The sequence below is a fragment of the Pseudomonas sp. B12(2026) genome, assembly GCF_057767015.1.
In genome coordinates, this window is record NZ_CM173430.1 from 1,625,479 (window position 1) to 1,643,290 (window position 17,812).

Annotated in this window: 13 protein-coding genes; 6 read left to right on the top strand and 7 right to left on the bottom strand. The window is 66.8% G+C overall.

Translation table 11 applies throughout. The annotated features are described in order from the left end of the window. Window positions 1-510: 510 nt before the first annotated feature. The 4 genes from lapD to AC3B6A_RS07605 form a co-directional block, all read right to left on the bottom strand. A complete protein-coding gene (gene lapD / locus AC3B6A_RS07590) occupies window positions 511-2,466 on the bottom strand; it encodes a cyclic di-GMP receptor LapD (RefSeq protein WP_488401725.1) in 1,956 nt (651 codons plus the stop codon). Between the two features lie 11 nt (window positions 2,467-2,477). Then, a complete protein-coding gene (gene lapG, locus AC3B6A_RS07595) occupies window positions 2,478-3,179 on the bottom strand; it encodes a cysteine protease LapG (RefSeq protein ID WP_488401727.1) in 702 nt (233 codons plus the stop codon). A gap of 103 nt (window positions 3,180-3,282) precedes the next feature. After that, window positions 3,283-3,681: a YbaN family protein gene (locus AC3B6A_RS07600; RefSeq protein ID WP_488401729.1), complete on the bottom strand. Its 399-nt coding sequence runs from the start codon at window positions 3,679-3,681 to the stop codon at window positions 3,283-3,285. Between the two features lie 149 nt (window positions 3,682-3,830). Further along, window positions 3,831-4,418, bottom strand: coding sequence for a UPF0149 family protein (locus tag AC3B6A_RS07605; RefSeq protein ID WP_488401731.1), 588 nt, complete (start codon window positions 4,416-4,418; stop codon window positions 3,831-3,833). 196 nt (window positions 4,419-4,614) lie between these two features. Here AC3B6A_RS07605 and recQ point away from each other — a divergent pair, with 196 nt between their 5' ends. From recQ to AC3B6A_RS07630, 5 genes are all read left to right on the top strand, one after another. Next, complete coding sequence (recQ, locus tag AC3B6A_RS07610; RefSeq protein WP_488401732.1) at window positions 4,615-6,759, top strand: DNA helicase RecQ; 2,145 nt, start codon at window positions 4,615-4,617, stop codon at window positions 6,757-6,759. A gap of 318 nt (window positions 6,760-7,077) precedes the next feature. Then, window positions 7,078-8,241, top strand: coding sequence for a GGDEF domain-containing protein (locus AC3B6A_RS07615; protein ID WP_488401734.1), 1,164 nt, complete (start codon window positions 7,078-7,080; stop codon window positions 8,239-8,241). 156 nt (window positions 8,242-8,397) lie between these two features. Further along, window positions 8,398-9,414: a DUF2804 domain-containing protein gene (locus AC3B6A_RS07620; RefSeq protein ID WP_488401736.1), complete on the top strand. Its 1,017-nt coding sequence runs from the start codon at window positions 8,398-8,400 to the stop codon at window positions 9,412-9,414. A gap of 107 nt (window positions 9,415-9,521) precedes the next feature. After that, window positions 9,522-9,956: a transcriptional regulator SlyA gene (slyA, locus tag AC3B6A_RS07625; RefSeq protein WP_488401737.1), complete on the top strand. Its 435-nt coding sequence runs from the start codon at window positions 9,522-9,524 to the stop codon at window positions 9,954-9,956. A 296-nt stretch (window positions 9,957-10,252) separates the two neighbouring features. Beyond that, a complete protein-coding gene (locus AC3B6A_RS07630; protein ID WP_488401739.1) occupies window positions 10,253-12,385 on the top strand; it encodes a FimV/HubP family polar landmark protein in 2,133 nt (710 codons plus the stop codon). Between the two features lie 129 nt (window positions 12,386-12,514). Here the strand turns inward: AC3B6A_RS07630 and AC3B6A_RS07635 are convergent, their stop codons facing one another. Further along, the gene (locus AC3B6A_RS07635; RefSeq protein WP_488398192.1) at window positions 12,515-13,444 is read right to left on the bottom strand and encodes an IS110 family RNA-guided transposase; all 930 of its coding nucleotides are present in this window, start codon (window positions 13,442-13,444) and stop codon (window positions 12,515-12,517) included. A gap of 625 nt (window positions 13,445-14,069) precedes the next feature. Continuing rightward, window positions 14,070-15,211 (bottom strand): IS3 family transposase gene (locus AC3B6A_RS07640; protein WP_488397875.1). Its coding sequence is split into 2 segments (ribosomal slippage): window positions 14,070-14,959 and window positions 14,959-15,211, totalling 1,143 coding nucleotides; the frame shifts between segments, so codons are not numbered across the junction. Window positions 15,212-15,661: 450 nt separating this feature from the next. On the opposite strand from AC3B6A_RS07640, the gene AC3B6A_RS07645 reads away from it, so the two are divergent. Further along, a complete protein-coding gene (locus AC3B6A_RS07645) occupies window positions 15,662-16,591 on the top strand; it encodes an IS110 family RNA-guided transposase (RefSeq protein ID WP_488399089.1) in 930 nt (309 codons plus the stop codon). Between the two features lie 256 nt (window positions 16,592-16,847). Here the strand turns inward: AC3B6A_RS07645 and AC3B6A_RS07650 are convergent, their stop codons facing one another. Continuing rightward, window positions 16,848-17,615: an AraC family transcriptional regulator gene (locus AC3B6A_RS07650; RefSeq protein WP_488401741.1), complete on the bottom strand. Its 768-nt coding sequence runs from the start codon at window positions 17,613-17,615 to the stop codon at window positions 16,848-16,850. Window positions 17,616-17,812: the final 197 nt, after the last annotated feature.

Below are 17,812 nucleotides of genomic sequence, written 5' to 3' on the forward strand. Positions count from 1 at the left end.
CTTGTCCGCGATCAGCCCCGCTCAAGAGCTTCGCGGACAAGGTCCGCTCCTACACGAGCAAATCCCAGGCGCGCTGTGCTTTGGGCTTTGGTTCTTGAAGACTTCCAGAAAAATGTCCGCGCGCACCGGAGCGCCCCTTCAGGAGGCCGAGTGGAATCGGAGTTTCAGGGGTTGAGCGGCATGGATGCCGCGAGAGCGTTGTCGGGCCAGGGATGGCCCGTCAACGCGGGCCCCTGAAACTTCGATGGAACGAGGGAATTTTTCGCCTAAGCGAAAAACCGGATGCAGGGGCACAGACCTTTGCCTACTTTGCGTCGTTTGGCAAAGTAGGTCGCCCGAGGGGGCGAAACCAAATCTCCCAGCACACGCCGAAGCGGCGCGTGAACACCGGGCAAGACGGTGGATCACACCTCTTCTCAGCACACCAAAGCAGCGCAGAAACACCAACACCACAACGGCGAATAGCGCCCAAGGCGTTATCCCCCTACGAACAGCAAAAAAGTCCCCCAACTACCCCCCATTCCTCTGCGACGGCCGCGGCGCACCGATGAGCCGGCCCATCGCCCCGGCGATCCCCATCTCCCGCAGCACCTTCAGCTCACCCTCGCTCTCCACCATCTCCGCAATCAGCGGCAGGTCGATGCTGTTGGCCGCGCGGAACACCGCCTCGATGAACAGCCGCTTGTCGTTGTCCTGGTCGATGGCGCGGATGTAGCTGCCGTCGATCTTCAGGTACGCCAGGCCCAGGCGGGTGAGGTTGCCGATCAGGCTGAAGCGCCCGCCGAAGTGCTGCAGGCCGAGCCGGGCGCCGACTGCCTGCACGGACTGGGCGAGCTTCTCCAGTTCCGCCGGCGGCGGCAGGTAGCGTTCGTCCACTTCCAGGGTCATCAGCCGGGCCTCCTGCGGATGGTTGCGCAGCGCCTCGAACAGCTGGCGCAGCGGCTCGGCGCTGCGCACGGTTTCCGCCGACAGCGACAAGGCCAGCGGCGCCGGCTGCTGGGCGAGGTGGGCGAGGGCGTGTTCGAGCATCGCCAGGTCGAAGCGCGCGGACCAGCCGAAGCGCTCGATCCAGGGCAGGAACTGCCCGGCGGCCACGGCCTCGCCCTTGGGATCGAGCAGGCGCGCGAGGACCTTGCGGTGCAGCAGTTCGCCGTCCTCGGCACAGGCGCGCACCGGCTGGAACCACAGTTGCAGCTTGCCTTTCTGCAGCGCGTCGTCGAGCCAGTCGCGCCAGGCGTGGGAGTCCTGCGCCGGCTGGCTGCCGGAGCTGTCCAGGCGCTGCCAGGGACGATCCGGCGAGGCCTGCGACTGCGCCAGCGCCTGGTCGGCGCGGGACAGCACGCTGGCCGGGGATTCGCCGGGGCGGAAGGCCGACAGGCCCAGGTGGGCCACCGGCGTGCAGTCGCTGGCGCCGGTGCCGCGGAGGTTTTCCAGGGCGGCGCTGAGTTCGTCGGCCAGGTGCTCGGCGCTGCTGCTGTCCAGGCCCGGGGCGAGCAGGGTGAATTCGCCGCCACGGCTGCGCGCGGCCAGCCAGTCCGGGGTGCCGTGCTGCTGGCGCGCGCGCTCCAGCAGTTCGGCGACGTCGCGGATCAGCGCGTCGGTGCGCTGCCCGCCCAGGCGCTGGTTGAGGCCGGCCAGGTCGTTCAGGCGCAGCAGCAGCAGGTAGCCGGCGGCGTGCTGTTCGCTGGGCGAGAGCTGCGCGTCCAGGCGCGCGTCGAACAGGCGGCGGTTGGCCAGGCCCGAGAGGCTGTCCTGGTAGGCCTCCTCGCGCAGCTTCTCGCTGCGTGAGGCTTCCTCGGCGAACAGCGCCTTGAGCTTGTCGACCATCTGGTTCATCGCCTGCACCACGCGCTTGAGTTCCGGGGTGCGCGGTTCCCTGGGCAGGGTGAGGAATTCGCGGCGGGTGATGGCCTGGGCCTGCTGCACCATCTGGTCCAGCGGCTTCAACTGGGTGCGCAGCAGCCCGCCGCCGAGGATGGCGCTGACCAGGCCGCAGAGCAGCAGCCAGGCCAGGCTGCCCAGCGCGCCGTCCCACAGCTTGGCCAGGGCGAACTGCGGATGGCTGACCACCTCGACCCGCGCGGCCTGTTCCCAGCCGCGCATGATCAGCGCGTCGCCGCCCTGGGCCTTGAGGTTGACCAGCCGGGCGAACCAGGCCGGCACCTGCCGGGCGGTGGTGTCGCTGTCGCGTTCGACGATGACCTTGCCGTCGGCGATGTTGACCACGCGGATGGTGGCGAAGTAGCCGGAGTCGAAGATCGAGCTGACCATCAGCTCGATCATCGCCGGGTCGTCCACGTGCGGCGTCAGCGACAGGCCCAGCGCGGTGGCGGCGTCCTGGGCGTGGGAGCGCAACTGGCTGATCAACTGCTCGCGGGAGCTTTCCAGGCTGGCGGCGAAGCTGCCGGCGAAGGCCACCACGAGGAACAGGCAGATCGCCAGGAACAGTTGCTTGAGCAATGACATGCCGGGTTCTCCTATCGCGTCTCGTCGAGGTCCAGGCCCTCGGCGCGCATCTTGGTCAACAGGTCCTGCCAGCGCGACAGCTTCTTGCTGTCGCCGGTGCGCCTGCCGCCGCCGGGGCCGGGCAGCCACAGCCCCTCGGCGTTGAAGGCGTAGACGGGCAGGAGGTCCTTGCGCTGGGAGGCCGGCCTGATCTGCGGGATCAGGTTGTCCAGCACCAGCGGGTCGGCAGTGGGGGAGGTGTAATAGGTGAGCACCATGTGCGCCTGGTTCTGCTGCAGCGCCTTGACGTAGGTGATGCGCAGCTTGTCGCTGGCGACCCCCAGGCGGCGCAGGGTGATGAACTTGGCGATGGAGTAGTCCTCGCAATCGCCAGCGCCCCGGTAGAGGGATTCGACGGGCGTCGCCCAGTAATCCTCCTGGTGCCAGACGGTGCGGTCGTCGGTGAACACCAGGGCGCCATTGAAGAAGGCGTTGACCGCCTTGAGCTTGGCGGTTTCGTCGAGGTTCTCGCTGTCGTCGATCAGCCGCGCCCAGGACTGGATGCGGGTTTTCGCGCTGCCCAGGTCACCGTAGCGCTGCTCGGCGTTCTTCAGGATGGCGTCGAAGTTCCAGGCGCCGCCGGCGGACAGCGCGAGGAGCGCGAGCAGCAGGCCGCCGGCCCGCAGACGCAGGGGGCTGGCGAACAGCCAGAGGGCTCCTCGGGGTGGCTGCATCGCCAGCGCTCCATGTGGGATGACTGGAGTCTAGGCGCTGCATGGAAAGTTGCGCTGGCGTATCGCCAGCGGCCGCCGTGCGCGGATGCGCTGGCGAGGGCGGCTAGTCCAGCCGCCGGGTCTTGACCCGCAGCAGGTAGAGGGTCACCAGCGTCGCGCTGGTCAGCATGAAGGCCCAGGCCCAGGGGCGCTGCACCAGGTAGCAGGAGAGGGCGATGCTGCACCACATCAGGCCGATGGCGTAGACCTTGCCCTTGAGCGGGATGCCTTCGCCGTCCAGGTAGTCGCGGATCCACGGGCCGAGCCTGGGGTGGTTCACCAGCCACTCGTAGAAGCGCTGGGAACTGCGCATGAAGCAGGCGGCGGCAAGCAGCAGGAAGGGCGTGGTGGGCAGGACCGGCAGGAAGATGCCGATCACCCCCAGCACCACGCTGAGCCAGCCCACGCCCAGCAGGCAGTAGCGGACCCAGGCGTAGCGGCTCTGTTGGATTTGCCGTGACATAGACATTCAAACCTGAATCAGGAGCTCGCGAGCTGGAGCGAGACAAGGCGGAAAATGGCCGAGGACGCGGAGTTTACACGCAGTAAATGAGCAGTCTTCGGCCGTTTTCAACGCAGTATCGCCGACGCGCAGCAGCGACTGGTCAGGTTTCAGTGGGTGCGGGGTTTGAGCAGGGCTGGCTTCTCTTCCGGGGCCTGGCACAGCAGGAACAGGTTGGTCAGCAGCTCCGGAATCTGCGCGACCATGTCGTCGACCAGCTGGCGGTCGCGGGCGATCTCGTCGAACTCGGGCTGTTCGTCGAACAGGCCGGAACCGACCATGATCGGCAGCAGCAGCTCGCTGACTTCTTCCTCGGCCTGCTCGAACCACACCGCCTCGCGCAGGAACACGCCTTCCATGAAGCCGATGCACCAGCCGCGGATGTCGGAGTCGTCCGGCTCGTCGCCCAGGTAGGGTTCGCACGGCAGTTCCAGCTCTTCGTCGCTGGCCAGCAGGCGGGTGATGTGCGCCTTGAGCTGCACCAGGGTGTCCTCGATTTCGGCGCGCTCGTCGTCGCTGCGGTAGTGCGGCGGCTCGGCGAACAGGGCGTCGATCCACTCGCGGTCCGCCACTTCCTCCGGGCAGATCGCCAGGGCGGTCAGGTAGCCGTGTGCCGCCACGTAGTCCAAGGCTTCCTCGTGCAGGTCATCGGCATCGAGAAAGGCTTGCAGGCGGGACAGCTGGTCGGCGAAGGACATCGGGTACTACCTCGGAGGTGATCGGCCCCAGATTGTAGTCGGTCCGGGGCCCCGCGGCAAAAGCGAAATGCCCGCGCAGCCCGCACTGACGCGGGGTTCGGACGCATGTGGCGGATTTTTCCGAAGTTTCCCGGACAAGGTGCCGGGCGCCGGCGGACGGCTTGCGTATAATGCCCGGCTTCATTCGGAGTCCCCCATGCTCGATCAGGCCCAGCGCATCCTCAAAGACGTTTTCGGTTACGACGCCTTCCGCGGCAACCAGGCGCGGATCATCGAGCGCGTGGCCAGCGGCGGCGATGCCCTGGTGCTGATGCCCACCGGCGGCGGCAAGTCGCTGTGCTTCCAGGTCCCGGCGCTGCTGCGCGAGGGTCTGACCGTGGTGGTCTCGCCGCTGATCGCGCTGATGGAAGACCAGGTCGCCACCCTCGACGAACTGGGCGTGCCGGTGGCGGCGCTGAACTCCTCGCTGAGCCCGGACGCGCAGCGCGAGATCGCCGACCGCTTGCAGCGCGGCGAGATCAAGCTGCTCTACCTCGCCCCGGAGCGCCTGGTGCAGCCGCGCATGCTGGCCTTCCTGCAGCGCCTGGAGATCGGCCTGTTCGCCATCGACGAGGCGCACTGCGTGTCGCAATGGGGCCACGACTTCCGTCCTGAATACCTGCAGCTGGGCCAGCTCGCCGAGCTGTTCCCGCACGTGCCGCGCATCGCCCTGACCGCCACGGCGGACATGCGCACCCGCGAGGAGATGATCCAGCGCCTGCACCTGCAGGACGCCGAGCAGTTCCTCTCCAGCTTCGACCGGCCGAACATCTTCTACCGCATCGTGCCCAAGGAGCAGCCGCGCAAGCAGCTGCTGGGCTTCCTCGCCGAGCGGCGCGGCGACGCCGGCATCGTCTACTGCATGTCGCGCAAGAAGGTCGAGGAGGTCGCCGGGTTCCTCTCCAGCCAGGGCTTCCCGGCGCTGCCGTACCACGCCGGGCTGTCCAACGACCTGCGCGCCTATCACCAGAAGCGCTTCCTCAACGAGGAAGGGCTGATCATGGTCGCCACCATCGCCTTCGGCATGGGCATCGACAAACCCAACGTGCGCTTCGTCGCGCACCTGGACCTGCCCAAGAGCCTGGAGGCGTACTACCAGGAAACCGGCCGCGCCGGCCGCGACGGCCTGCCCGCCGATGCCTGGATGGCCTACGGCCTGCAGGACGTCCTGCTGCTGCGGCAGATGATGCAGAACTCCGAGGGCGACGAGCGCCACAAGCGCGTCGAGCGGCACAAGCTCGAAGCCATGCTGGCGCTGTGCGAGGAGACCCGCTGCCGCCGCCAGGCGCTGCTGGCCTACTTCGACGAGGTGATGCCCAACCCCTGCGGCCACTGCGACATCTGCGTCGACGGCGTGGAAACCTGGGACGCCACCGAACCGGCACGCCAGGCGCTGTCGGCCATCTACCGCAGCGGCCAGCGCTACGGCGTCGGCCATCTGGTGGACGTGTTGCTGGGCAAGGACACCGAAAAGGTGCGCAGCGTCGGGCACCAGCACCTGGCGGTGTTCGGCATCGGCAAGTCCCGTGGCGAGGACGAGTGGCGCACGCTGTTCCGCCAACTGGTCGCCCGTGGTTTCGCCGATGTGGACGTCGACGGCTTCAACGGCCTGCGCCTCACCGAGGCCTGCCGCCCGCTGCTGCGCGGCGAACAGACCCTGGCCCTGCGCCGCGATCCCAAGCCGCAGCGCAGCAAGTCCTCGTCCTCCGGCGGCGCCAGCCCGGCCAGCCAGCTGGTGCGCCAGGAGGAGCGCGAGATGTGGGAAGCCCTGCGCACCCTGCGGCGCAAGCTGGCGCAGGAACATTCGGTGCCGCCCTACGTCATCTTCCCCGACGCGACGCTGCTGGAAATGCTCCGCAGCCAGCCGACCACGCTCGCGGCCATGGCCCAGGTCAGCGGCGTCGGCGCGCGCAAGCTGGAGCGCTACGGCCAGGCCTTCCTCGACGTGCTCACCGAATCCGAGGCCGCGCCGGAAGCGCCCGCACCGGTCACCGACCTGCGCCATGAACTGGTGACCCTGGCCCGCGCCGGCATGACCCCCGCGCAGATCGCCCGCCAGCTCGATTGCAGCGAGAAGAACGTCTACAGCCTGCTGGCCGAGGCCATCGGCCGCCAGCAGCTGAGCCTGGAGCAGGCGCTGGACCTGCCCGAGGAGCTGCTCGGCGAAGTGCAGGACGCCTTCCTCGACGAGGACGGCGAGCTGCCGCCGGCCAGCGCCGTCGCCGAACGCTTCGAAGGCCGCGTGCCGCTGGGCGTGCTGCACTGCGTGCGCGCCGCGCTGCAGGCCGAGCTGGAAGCCTGATCGCTGCTGTTGTCTTTCTCGTAGGAGCGGACCTTGTCCGCGAAATGTTTCGCCTGGCGACAGAGCATCGCGGAGAAGCTCCGCTCCTACAAGATCAAGCGCGACCTCGGCGTGAGGCGTCGCGGCTACATGCTCCCGTAGGAGCGGATCTTATCCGCGAAGGCCCGTGCGCCGATCTTTCGCGGACAAGGTCCGCTCCTACAACACGGGGAGGGACCGGCGCGCACGTGATCCGTCAGTTTAATGACGCGTAAAACGACAAACTTGTGACGCGCATTCCAAACGGCTATGGTGGCACTTAGACCTCCACGAGAAGAGGTGAACGTGACACAACAAAGCTGGCTGGACGACGTCCGCACCAATGCCTACGCCGAACAGCTCTCCCGGGGCTTTCGCCGCCTGCGCTTCGAACCCGGCCTGGAATCCCGCTACCGCCACTACCTGCGCGAAGACAGCTTCGATCTCAAGCGCACTGCGCTGACCATCGGCGTGCTGATCTGGCTGGCGCTGGCGGCCATCGACTTCCTCCTCATCAGCGGCCCGCTGCACTGGCAGATGCTCGCCGTGCGCGTCGGCGTGCTGGTGCTGCTGAGCGTCTGCGGCGCGCTGATCCTGCAGCGCCGCCACATTCACCTGCTGGTGCCGCTGAGCCTGGCCTGCATCCTCAGCGTCGGCATCGGTGCGGCCGCGGTGGTGGGCATCGCCCACCGGATGGACCAGGGCTACCCCTACGAGGGCCTGCTGCTGGTGAGCATGGCCGCCTACTTCCTGATCGGCCTGCGCTTTTCCGAGGCGGTGGGCTGCGCCCTGGTCATCCTGCTGGCCTATGTGGGCTTCGAGCTGTACGCCGGGCTGCCGTTGCCCAAGCTGGTCAGCAACGTGGTGTTCCTGCTGCTCGGCAACCTGGTCGGCGCGGTGGGCTGCTACCTGCTGGAGTACAAGTCCCGCCAGCACTTCCTGATCAGCCGCCTGCTGAAGGTGATGGCCGAGCACGACGCCCTCACCGGCCTGCACAACCGGCGCAGCTTCAACCGCCAGCTGGAACGCCTGTGGCGCCAGGCGCAGCGCGAGAGCGTGGGGCTGGCGCTGGTGCTCTGCGACGTCGACCACTTCAAGGCCTACAACGACCGCTACGGCCACCAGGCCGGCGACGGGGTGCTGCAGCGTATCGGCGAAGTGCTCGCGGCCAGCGCCCGGCGTCCGCTGGACATGGCCGTGCGCCTGGGCGGCGAGGAGTTCGCCGTGCTGCTCTACGGCGCCAGCGAGCGCGAGGCCAAGGAGCGCGCCGAGGTGCTGCGCCAGGCCGTGCAGGAACTGGGCATCCTCCACGAAGGCTCGCAGACGGCGGACGAGGTGACGCTGTCCATCGGCGTTTCCTGCCTGTGGCCGGAGACCGGGCACCCGCTGCGCAGCATCTACGAACATGCCGACCGGGCGCTGTACGCGGCCAAGGCGTTCGGGCGCAACCAGGTCGTGGCCTGACAGGCGCCGGCGGGGACGGATGGACAGCGCATCGTCACGGTCCGTCCCCCGCTCTCCGATGGCCGATTCGGTCCCCCGGGCTGGCGCCGTGGGTGACTGCGGCGCCCGCGGGCCCGGTGCTAGGATGCGCCGGCCCCCGCCATCGAGCCCGCGCCCATGCAGCAGCTGATCCAGCCCAACGGCCAACCGCACTACGGCATCTTTGCCGGCACCCCGGCGACGATCAACCACCGCGACTTCGACTTCCGCTCGCCCATGGGCCGCCGCCTCGGCGCGCTGAGCAAGTGGCGCAGCTTCCACCAGTTCCAGTACTTCGGCCTGATCAGCCCGACCCTGATCGGCGGCTGCGCCCTGGCCGATCTGAGCCTGCTCTCGGTCGGCTTCGTCTACCTCTACCACCCCGCGAGCGGGCGGATGCTCGAACGCCAGTTCAAATGCCCGCTGGGCAGGGGATCGCGTTTCTCCCAGAGCCCCGACGACGGCGTCTGCGAGCTGCGCCAGGGACGCAACCGGCTGCGCCTGGAGAACGGCTCGTCACCGCTTGAGAAGCGCCTGCTGGTGGAACTGGACGACGGCACCCGCATCGATGCGCGCTTCAGCGAGGCGCAGCCGGCCTTCGAACCGATGAGCCTGTGCACGCCGGCGGCGGTGAACGGCTGGGTCTACGCGCGCAAGGTGGCCGGCGTGCACTGCCACGGCGAAGTGCGCAGCGCCCTGGGCGACTACGACCTGCGCGCGCTGGACGCCTACGCGCACCACGACTGGTCCGCCGGCTACATGCGCCGCGAGACGTTCTGGAACTGGGCCTGCCTGTCCGGCGAGGCGCAGGGACGGCGGGTCGGGCTGAACCTGTCGTGCGGGGTGAACGAGACCAGCTTCACCGAGAACTGCTACTGGCTGGACGGCCGGCTGGTGAAGGTCGACACGGTGCGCTTCGAATTCGACCGCGACCATCCGCTGCAACCCTGGACCATCCATTCCTTCGACGGCCAGGTCGAACTGCGCTTCGAGGCCCACGGCCTGCATCAGGAGCGCCTCAACCTCGGCCTGCTGGCGAGCAACTTCAAGCAGATCTTCGGCCGCTTCAGCGGCGTGCTGCGGCCGGCGGGCCAGCCGGAGATACGCATCGACAACCTGTGGGGCTTCGTCGAAGACCAGTACGCCAAGTGGTGAGGCGGTGCGTCATACCCTGCGACAATCTGACATTGCGCGGCTTGATTAGCTGGCTAATAATTAGCCAAATCAACTTGACCGAATCCCACTCCGAACCTCGCGACGCAATGGCAGACAACGATAAGCACTACTTCGGTACCCAACTGGCCCAGGCCTCGCGCGCATGGCGGGCCGAGCTCGACCGCCGTCTCAGCCACCTCGGCCTGTCGCAAGCGCGCTGGCTGGTGCTGCTGCACCTTGCCCGCCACTCCGCCGCCCCCACCCAGCGCGAGCTCGCGCAATCGGTCGGCGTCGAAGGGCCGACCCTGGCCCGCCTGCTCGACGGCCTCGAAGCCCAGGGCCTGGTGCGCCGCCAGGCCGTGGCGGAAGACCGCCGCGCCAAGCGCATCGCCCTGACACCCAAGGCCGACGTCCTGATCGCCGATATCGAGAGCATCGCCGCCGCAGTGCGCAACGAAGTGCTCAACGGCATCACCGAGGACGAGATTGCGCTTTGTCAACGTGTCCTCAGCCGGATCCTGGGGAATCTGGAGCGAAACTGAGCAACTCGTCACATTAAATCCGGTAAGATAGCCATTTTTCTGGCGGCTTCCTCTGCGGCCGCCAGTTGCACACTGGATTGCCCTGGACCATTCGCCGGTTTTTCGGCGTTTCGTCTTGACCAAACCCGTCGCACCACCTAATCCCTGATATCAATCGGCCTGTACCTTTCAGGTGCAGTGATGGGGCGCGTGCGGTCTGTCGTCCGGCATGGCGGTTCAGTGTGTGGACAGGTCAAAGCCTACCGCTTTCGGGTGGTCAGGGATCGGCTAGCAGACCCGGACAATGGGATAGGGTTATGGCTCGAATAAACAGGATTCCGCTGACGCTTGCTGCGCTTTCGGTGTTTGTTTCCGCTCACGCGAATGCCCTTGGTCTGGGCGAGATCACACTGCACTCGTCGCTGAACCAGCCGCTGGACGCGGAGATCGCCCTGCTGCAGGTGGGCGACATGACCTCCGACGAACTCATCGCCCGCCTCGCGAGCCCGGACGCCTTCGAGCAGGCCGGCGTCGAGCGCTTCATGTTCCTGCAGAACCTGCGCTTCACCCCGGTGATCCGCGGCGGACGCAGCTACATCCGGGTGGTGTCCACCCAGCCGGTGCACGAGCCTTACCTCAACTTCCTGGTGGAAGTGGAGCGGCCCAACGGGCGCATGCTGCGCGAGTACACCGTGCTGCTCGATCCGCCGAGCTACAACAGCGCGCGCACCTCCGTCGCCGCCAGCATCCCGCAGCCCGAGCGCGGTGCCGCGCCGTCCTCCGGCGGGCGCGCCGAGCCGGTCCGCAGCGCGCCCGCGGCGCCGCCCATCCCGGCGGGCGAGGGGCGCTACACCACCGTGCGCAACGATACGCTGTGGAGCATCGCCTCGCGCCTGGGCGGCACCGGCGCCTCGCGCAGCCAGCTGATGGACAGCCTGCTGGCGCTGAATCCGCAGGCCTTCGTCAATGGCGATCCGCATCGCCTGAAGGTCGGCCAGACGCTGGTCCTGCCGCAGGGCCAGCAGTTCGCCGGGCAGGGCGGCGCACCCGCGCCGCAGCCCGCCGCCGCGCCTGCGTCGAACAGTGCCGCGCAGCCCGCACCGGTTGCCGCTGCGGCCGTCCCCGCCGCGACTTCAGCCGGTGACGCGGCGGCCACCCCGGTCGCATCCGCCTCGCCGGCAGTCGATGGCGAGCTGGCCAAGGCCGAAGCCGACCTTGCCCTGAGCAACGCCCAGCGCGACCAGTTGAACCAGCGCATGGACGCCATGCAGAAGCAGCTGGAGGCGCTGCAGAAAGCCCTGGAAAGCCGCGACCAGCAGGTGCAGAGCCTGCAGGCCGAACTGGCCCGCCGCGAGGCGCCCGCCACCCCGGCGGCGCCCAAGGCCCAGCAGCCGGCCGTTGCCGCTCCGGCGACGCCTGCCAGCGATGCCGCGAGCGGGCCGTTCAGCATCTGGCCGTGGCTGGGCGTGGGCGCTCTCGGCGCACTCCTGGCCGGGTTGCTGTTGATGCGCCGCAAGCGTGAGGCGCAGCCGGCCCCGGACACCGGCGTCCGGCAGATGCAAGCCAAACCCATCCCGCCGGCCAAGCCCCTGGCGGCTTCCGTGCCGCCGCCCGTTCCGGCGCCGGCCCAGCGCCCGCAGCCGGCGATCGCGGATGCCGGCGTGGTGCGCCTGCCGGCAGCCAGCGCGGACAGCCTGGAAGGCGCGGACATCTACATCGCCTACGGCCGCTTCAACCAGGCGCGCGACATGCTGCGCAAGGCCGTCGCCCAGGAGCCCGAGCGCCGCGAACTGCGCATGAAGCTACTGCTGGTGCTCGCCGAACTGGGCGATCTACCCGGCTTCCACGAGCAGGAACGCGAGCTGGTGGCGCTGGGCGGAGAGCAGAAGCAGATCGACCAGATCAAGTCGCGCTATCCGGCGATGCTCGAACGCCCGGAGGACGTCCCGTCCGCGGCGACCGGCGAGACCCTGACCGACTGGGATGACCTGGAGCTGGGCGAGACCTCCGCAGCGGCCGAACAGCCCGCCGCCGAGGAGGTGCAGCAGGACTTCGCGCTGAACCTCAGCGACATGTCGCTGGACCTGGACTGGGACTCCCTCGACCCGTTCGAGACCCCGCAGCGCGACAAGAGCACCCCGGCAGCCGAGCCGATCGCTCCCGCCAATTTCCACAGCAACCTGCGCGAGCTGCCGGAAATCACCGAGCTGGAACTGGATGGCGAGCACGCCAGCCTGTTCGGCCAGGCCAAGGAGGTCGACCTGCTGTTCGAACTGCCCGAGAGCGCCGTGCACGAGCATGACGAGCTGCTGGCCAACCTCGACGAGGCCCGTGCCTGCATCGACCGCGGCAACCTGGATGAGGCCTATCGCATCCTCAAGCAGGTGATCGAGAACGGCGACTCCAAGGCCAAGGCCGAAGCCCGCGAGCTGTTGGCGCTGATTGCCTGATCCGCGCGGCGACAGAAGAAGCCCGGCCTTGTGCCGGGCTTTTTTGTGGGTGTTGCGAAGGAGGCCGGACTGTGTGGAGCAAAGTGATACTTCGTAGGGGGCGACGCTTTTCGTAGGAGCAACTGTCTTTTACTCGAAGTCAGTTCTCCAGCAAGTGCCGTCCCGGACCATCGCATTGAGCCGTACGATCAGAACTCGCATGCAGGCCACCAACGCGACTTTGGCGCATCGGCCGTTTTCGCGTAGGCCGTGATAACGAAGAGCGAAGCTCTTCTGGTAACGAATGACCGACCAGGTTGCCATGTAGAGGATGCGTCGAATCATGCCGCGCCCTCCGCGGATACGGCGTTGCCCCGACTTCTGGCCGCTGTCGCTGTTGTAAGGGGCCAAGCCGACCAGGGCGGCGATCTGGCGACGGTTGAGTTGTCCCAGTTCTGGCAGGTAAGCCAGTAATCCTGCGACGGTTACCGGGCCTACGCCCTTGACCTGACTGAGTTGCTGGACCTGCTCGGAGTCCACCGCAGCCATGGCCTCGGCGATTTGCTCGTCATAGCTGCAAATTCTGGCCTTCAAGGCCTTGATGGCGTCCTCCAGGCATTGGCGGACAAAGGGGTCGTTGGCCTGTTGCAGGCGCCGGCGCTCATCATCGCGCTGCCCAACCAGTTGCTCGCGACGTTGCACCAGCTCTCGCAGCCGCTGGCGCTCCGGCGAAAGAACCGTACTGGGGGCTTCCTCCAGCGTTTGGGCCAGATGCGCCAGGACGGCCGCATCGATGGGGTCGGTCTTGGCCAACTTGCCCATGGCGGTAGCAAACGCCCGAACCCGTGTGGGATTCAAGCGAGAGACTGCGTGGCCGGCTCGGGACAAGGCATGCAGGACGCCTCGCTCATATCCACCGGTAGCCTCCAGCACAATGCGGCCGGGCTTCTCCTCGGCGAAGAGCGTCACTAACTGCTGATGTCCCGCTTCGTCATTGGAAACGCTCAAGCTCCTGCCCTGTGGGCGGAACCATACGGCCAGTGAGTCCTTGGCAACATCGATACCGATCCAACACGTCATGCTTCAACCCTCGTAAACTGCATGGCGAGAGCGCTCTGACTGCCCACGCTTGTGGTTCGAGGTTGTGCTCGTTCAACTGTTCGGGCTTTGGTCAGAGGACGGCGGGAGGCAGCTTGGGCTCCTACTCGTGCTACTAACACTGCGGACCTGCAGCTTGCTTCCCGCCGCTCTCACCTTCGATCCTATCGAAGTCAGCAGACACAAGCGGACCTTGTCCGCGAAGCTCTTGAGTGGGGCTGATCGCGGACAAGGTCCGCTCCTACAAGAGCAGTCCCCCCCAAGCGCGCTGGGCTTTGGCTTTTGAAGACTTCCAGAGAAACCTCCGCGCGCACCTGAGCGCCCCTTCAGGAGGCCGAGCGGAATCGGAGTTTCAGGGGTCGAGCGGCATGGATGCCGCGAGAGCGTTGTCGGGCCAGGGATGGCCCGTCAACGCGGGCCCCTGAAACTTCGATGGAGCGAGGGAAGTCCCGCGAAGCGGGACCCGGATGCAGGGGCAGAGACCTTTGCCTACTTTGTGGCGTTTGACAAAGTAGGTCGCCCGAGGGGGCGAAACAAAATCTTCCAGCACACGCCGAAGCGGCGCAGAAACTGAAGTGGTCAAGTAAAACTGGACACCGGTTTAGGTCTATCCGGTCAGCTCTTCGCGCTGTGCCGGGGTCTGGTAATCGTTGTGGCGATGTGGCCGTTGATGGTTGTAGTAATCGGTCAGGTAACGCAGCACATCGGCCTCTGCTTGAGTCTGATCGACGTAGCCGGAAGACGGCACCCACTCCGACTTGAGGCTTCTAAAGAAACGCTCCATCGGGGCGTTATCCCAGCAGTTTCCTCGACGACTCATGCTTTGCCGGATGTGGTAGCGCCAGAGCAATTGGCGGAATTCGAGGCTGGTGTAATGACAGCCCTGGTCGGAGTGAAACATCAGTTGCTGTGGTTTGCCCCTGGCTTCGTAAGCCACCCGCAAGGCACGCCCGGTGAGTTGTGAGTCTGGACGGTTGGACACGGCCCAGCCGACGATCCGGCGCGCATACAGGTCCATCACCGCCGCCAGGTAGATCCAGCGACCACCAGCCCAGAGGTATGTCACATCCCCACACCACACCTGGTTGGGGCGGTCCACATTGAAGCGACGCTCCAGTTCGTTGGGCGCGATGACGCTTTGTTCCTTGGCGACCCGGTAGCGATGTTTACGGCGCTGCGTACTGACCAGCCCGATCTCTTTCATCAGCCGGGCAGCCAGGTAACGGCCCACGGTATGACCCTCGTTGCGCAAGGCGGCCGACAGGGTTCGGGCGCCAGCTGCGCACCGGCTCTGGGCATGCAACTCCATTACGCGTCGACGCAGCACTTCCCGTCGTCTGCAGACAAGGGCCTGGCGCTGGTGGGCCGCGTAGACACTGCTGCGATTCACGCGGAATAACCGACACAGTTCTGTACGCGAATGCTGCTCGCCCAATGCCTCGACCAGTCTGATTAATCGAGAGCGTCCGACATCAAGAGAGCGGTAGCCTTTTTTAGAATCTCTTTCTCCCGCTCCAAACGGCGGACTTGCGCCTCCAGCTCCTGAATACGCCGCTGTTCCGCCGTCAGCGCCTTGCTATGCGCCGGCGTCTGACCGCCACGCTCCAGCTGCAACTGCGCCACCCAACGACGCATCGCCGTGGGCCCTACCCCCATCGCCTTGCAGGCGGCCGGTACCGAATAGCCTTGATCCACCACCAGGCGGGCGGCTTCCAGTTTGAAATCCGGACTGAATGATCTTCTGCTCATGAACACCTCTGCTGTGGGCGAAGCTTAACGCCCTATCGGGGTGTCCAGAATCATTAGGCCACTTCAAACACCGAAACAAAAGCATCGCGGACGGAGTCCGCTCCTACGGTGGGATCGGCTTTTGCAGGGGAGACGGGGCGCCTAGCCTCTGTCCGCGATCAGCCGTGGTTCGCGAGCAAGCTCGCTCCTACAGGTGTTCATCCGGCAACGTGGGGACGGTGGTGGGCCTTCGCGGACAAGGTCCGCTTGTGTCTGCTGACTTCGGTAGGATCGAAGGTGAGAGCGGCGGGAAGCAAGCTGCAGGTCCGCAGTGTTAGCAGCACGAGTAGGAGCCCAAGCTGCCTCCCGCCGTCCTCTGACCAAAGCCCGAACAGTTGAACGAGTACAACCTCGAACCACAAGCGTGGGCAGTCAGAGCGCTCTCGCCATGTAGTTTACGAGGGTTGAAGCATGACGTGTTGGATCGGTATCGATGTTGCCAAGGACTCGCTGGCCGTATGGTTCCGCCCACAGGGCAGGAGCTTGAGCGTTTCCAATGACGAAGCGGGACATCAGCAGTTAGTGACGCTCTTCGCCGAGGAGAAGCCCGGCCGCATTGTGCTGGAGGCTACCGGTGGATATGAGCGAGGCGTCCTGCATGCCTTGTCCCGAGCCGGCCACGCAGTCTCTCGCTTGAATCCCACACGGGTTCGGGCGTTTGCTACCGCCATGGGCAAGTTGGCCAAGACCGACCCCATCGATGCGGCCGTCCTGGCGCATCTGGCCCAAACGCTGGAGGAAGCCCCCAGTACGGTTCTTTCGCCGGAGCGCCGGCGGCTGCGAGAGCTGGTGCAACGTCGCGAGCAACTGGTTGGGCAGCGCGATGATGAGCGCCGGCGCCTGCAGCAGGCCAACGACCCCTTCGTTCGCCAATGCCTGGAGGACGCCATCAAGGCCTTGAAGGCCAGAATTTGCAGCTATGACGAGCAAATCGCCGAGGCCATGGCTACGGTGGACTCCGAGCAGGTCCAGCAACTCAGTCAGGTCAAGGGCGTAGGCCCGGTAACCGTCGCAGGATTACTGGCTTACCTGCCAGAACTGGGACAACTCAACCGTCGCCAGATCGCCGCCCTGGTCGGCTTGGCCCCTTACAACAGCGACAGCGGCCAGAAATCGGGGCAACGCCGTATCCGCGGAGGGCGCGGCATGATTCGACGCATCCTCTACATGGCAACCTGGTCGGTCATTCGTTACCAGAAGAGCTTCGCTCTTCGTTATCACGGCCTACGCGAAAACGGCCGATGCGCCAAAGTCGCGTTGGTGGCCTGCATGCGAGTTCTGATCGTACGGCTCAATGCGATGGTCCGGGACGGCACTTGCTGGAGAACTGACTTCGAGTAAAAGACAGTTGCTCCTACGGAACGTGTGGCTTTTGCAGGAGAGACGGGGCGCCCAGCCTCTGTCCGCGATCAGCCGTGGTTCGCGAGCAAGCTCGCTCCTACAGGTGTTCATCCGGCAACGTGGGGACGGTGGTGGGCCTTCGCGGACAAGGTCCGCTCCTACGGAACGTGCGGCTCTTGCAGGAGCGACGGGGCGCCCGGCCTTCGTCCGCGATCAGCCCCGGTCAGCGAGCAGGCTCGCTCCTGCGAAGCACGGGCTACCTGGCGCCATACTCCGATGGCGAAACCCCCAGCTCGCGGCGGAACATCTCGCTGAAGCTCCCCGGCTGGTAGCCCAGCGCATGGGCGATCCGGTTCACCGGGACGCCCTCGCCAAGCCGCGCCACGGCGGTGGCCAGCTGCACCTGCCGGCGCCACTGGGCGAAGCCCATGCCCAGGCTGCGCTGGAACAACCGGGCGAGGGTGCGCACGCTGGCGCCGGCGTCGGCGGCGTGCCGCTCGAAGGGGATTTCCTGGGATGGCTCGGCCATCACCGCCAGGCACAGGTTCAGCAGGCGGCGGTCGGACTCGTCCGGCAGCGGCACGCGCAGCAGCAGGCTGCGGGCGCGCTGCAGCTCCAGCACGGCCAGGTGCGACAGCGCCTGGTAGTAATCGGTGTCCGGCTCGCCCTCATGTTCGACCAGGTGCACGATCAGCTCGCGCAACAGGCCGCCGACCTCGAAGGCCTGCACCTGCTCGCCCAGCGCGTCCGCCGTGCCCGGCCGCAGGTAGATGTTGCGCATCTGCAGCTCGCTGACCACCCGGATGCCGTGGGACACCTGCGGCGGCAGCCAGACGGCGCGGTTGGGCGGCACCAGCAGCGCTTCCTGCGGCGTCTCCACCCACATCACCCCGGACATCGCATAGAGCACCTGCCCCCAGTCGTGGGCGTGCGGCTCGATGTGCAGGCCGCGCGGGTAGCTGCGGGCCAGGGCGCGGAGGGACGCGGGGGTGGCGTCGAAGTCGGGGGGAGCGGCGCGGGCCATGGCGGGATTCGGCGGTGGGGATGCGCCGCATGGTAGCCGCTGGCCGCGCCCGCTGGCGAGCCGGGACGCATGCGCTGGCACGCCGGCGCACCATCCTGTCACGAATCCTTTACGGTGCGGCGGCGTGCCGCAGGGGGCTTCGGCCGGCGTAAGGTTTTCTTGCCGCGCGGCCCTGGCGAGGCCGGGCGCCGGGGCGT

What these genes read in the sequence shown, in the direction of transcription:
- lapD (WP_488401725.1), bottom strand. Translation starts at nt 2,466, where the DNA reads ATGTCATTGCTCAAGCAACTGTTCCTGGCGATCTGCCTGTTCCTCGTG.
- lapG (WP_488401727.1), bottom strand. Translation starts at nt 3,179, where the DNA reads ATGCAGCCACCCCGAGGAGCCCTCTGGCTGTTCGCCAGCCCCCTGCGT.
- AC3B6A_RS07600 (WP_488401729.1), bottom strand. Translation starts at nt 3,681, where the DNA reads ATGTCACGGCAAATCCAACAGAGCCGCTACGCCTGGGTCCGCTACTGC.
- AC3B6A_RS07605 (WP_488401731.1), bottom strand. Translation starts at nt 4,418, where the DNA reads ATGTCCTTCGCCGACCAGCTGTCCCGCCTGCAAGCCTTTCTCGATGCC.
- recQ (WP_488401732.1), top strand. Translation starts at nt 4,615, where the DNA reads ATGCTCGATCAGGCCCAGCGCATCCTCAAAGACGTTTTCGGTTACGAC.
- AC3B6A_RS07620 (WP_488401736.1), top strand. Translation starts at nt 8,398, where the DNA reads ATGCAGCAGCTGATCCAGCCCAACGGCCAACCGCACTACGGCATCTTT.
- slyA (WP_488401737.1), top strand. Translation starts at nt 9,522, where the DNA reads ATGGCAGACAACGATAAGCACTACTTCGGTACCCAACTGGCCCAGGCC.
- AC3B6A_RS07630 (WP_488401739.1), top strand. Translation starts at nt 10,253, where the DNA reads ATGGCTCGAATAAACAGGATTCCGCTGACGCTTGCTGCGCTTTCGGTG.
- AC3B6A_RS07635 (WP_488398192.1), bottom strand. Translation starts at nt 13,444, where the DNA reads ATGACGTGTTGGATCGGTATCGATGTTGCCAAGGACTCACTGGCCGTA.
- AC3B6A_RS07645 (WP_488399089.1), top strand. Translation starts at nt 15,662, where the DNA reads ATGACGTGTTGGATCGGTATCGATGTTGCCAAGGACTCGCTGGCCGTA.
- AC3B6A_RS07650 (WP_488401741.1), bottom strand. Translation starts at nt 17,615, where the DNA reads ATGGCCCGCGCCGCTCCCCCCGACTTCGACGCCACCCCCGCGTCCCTC.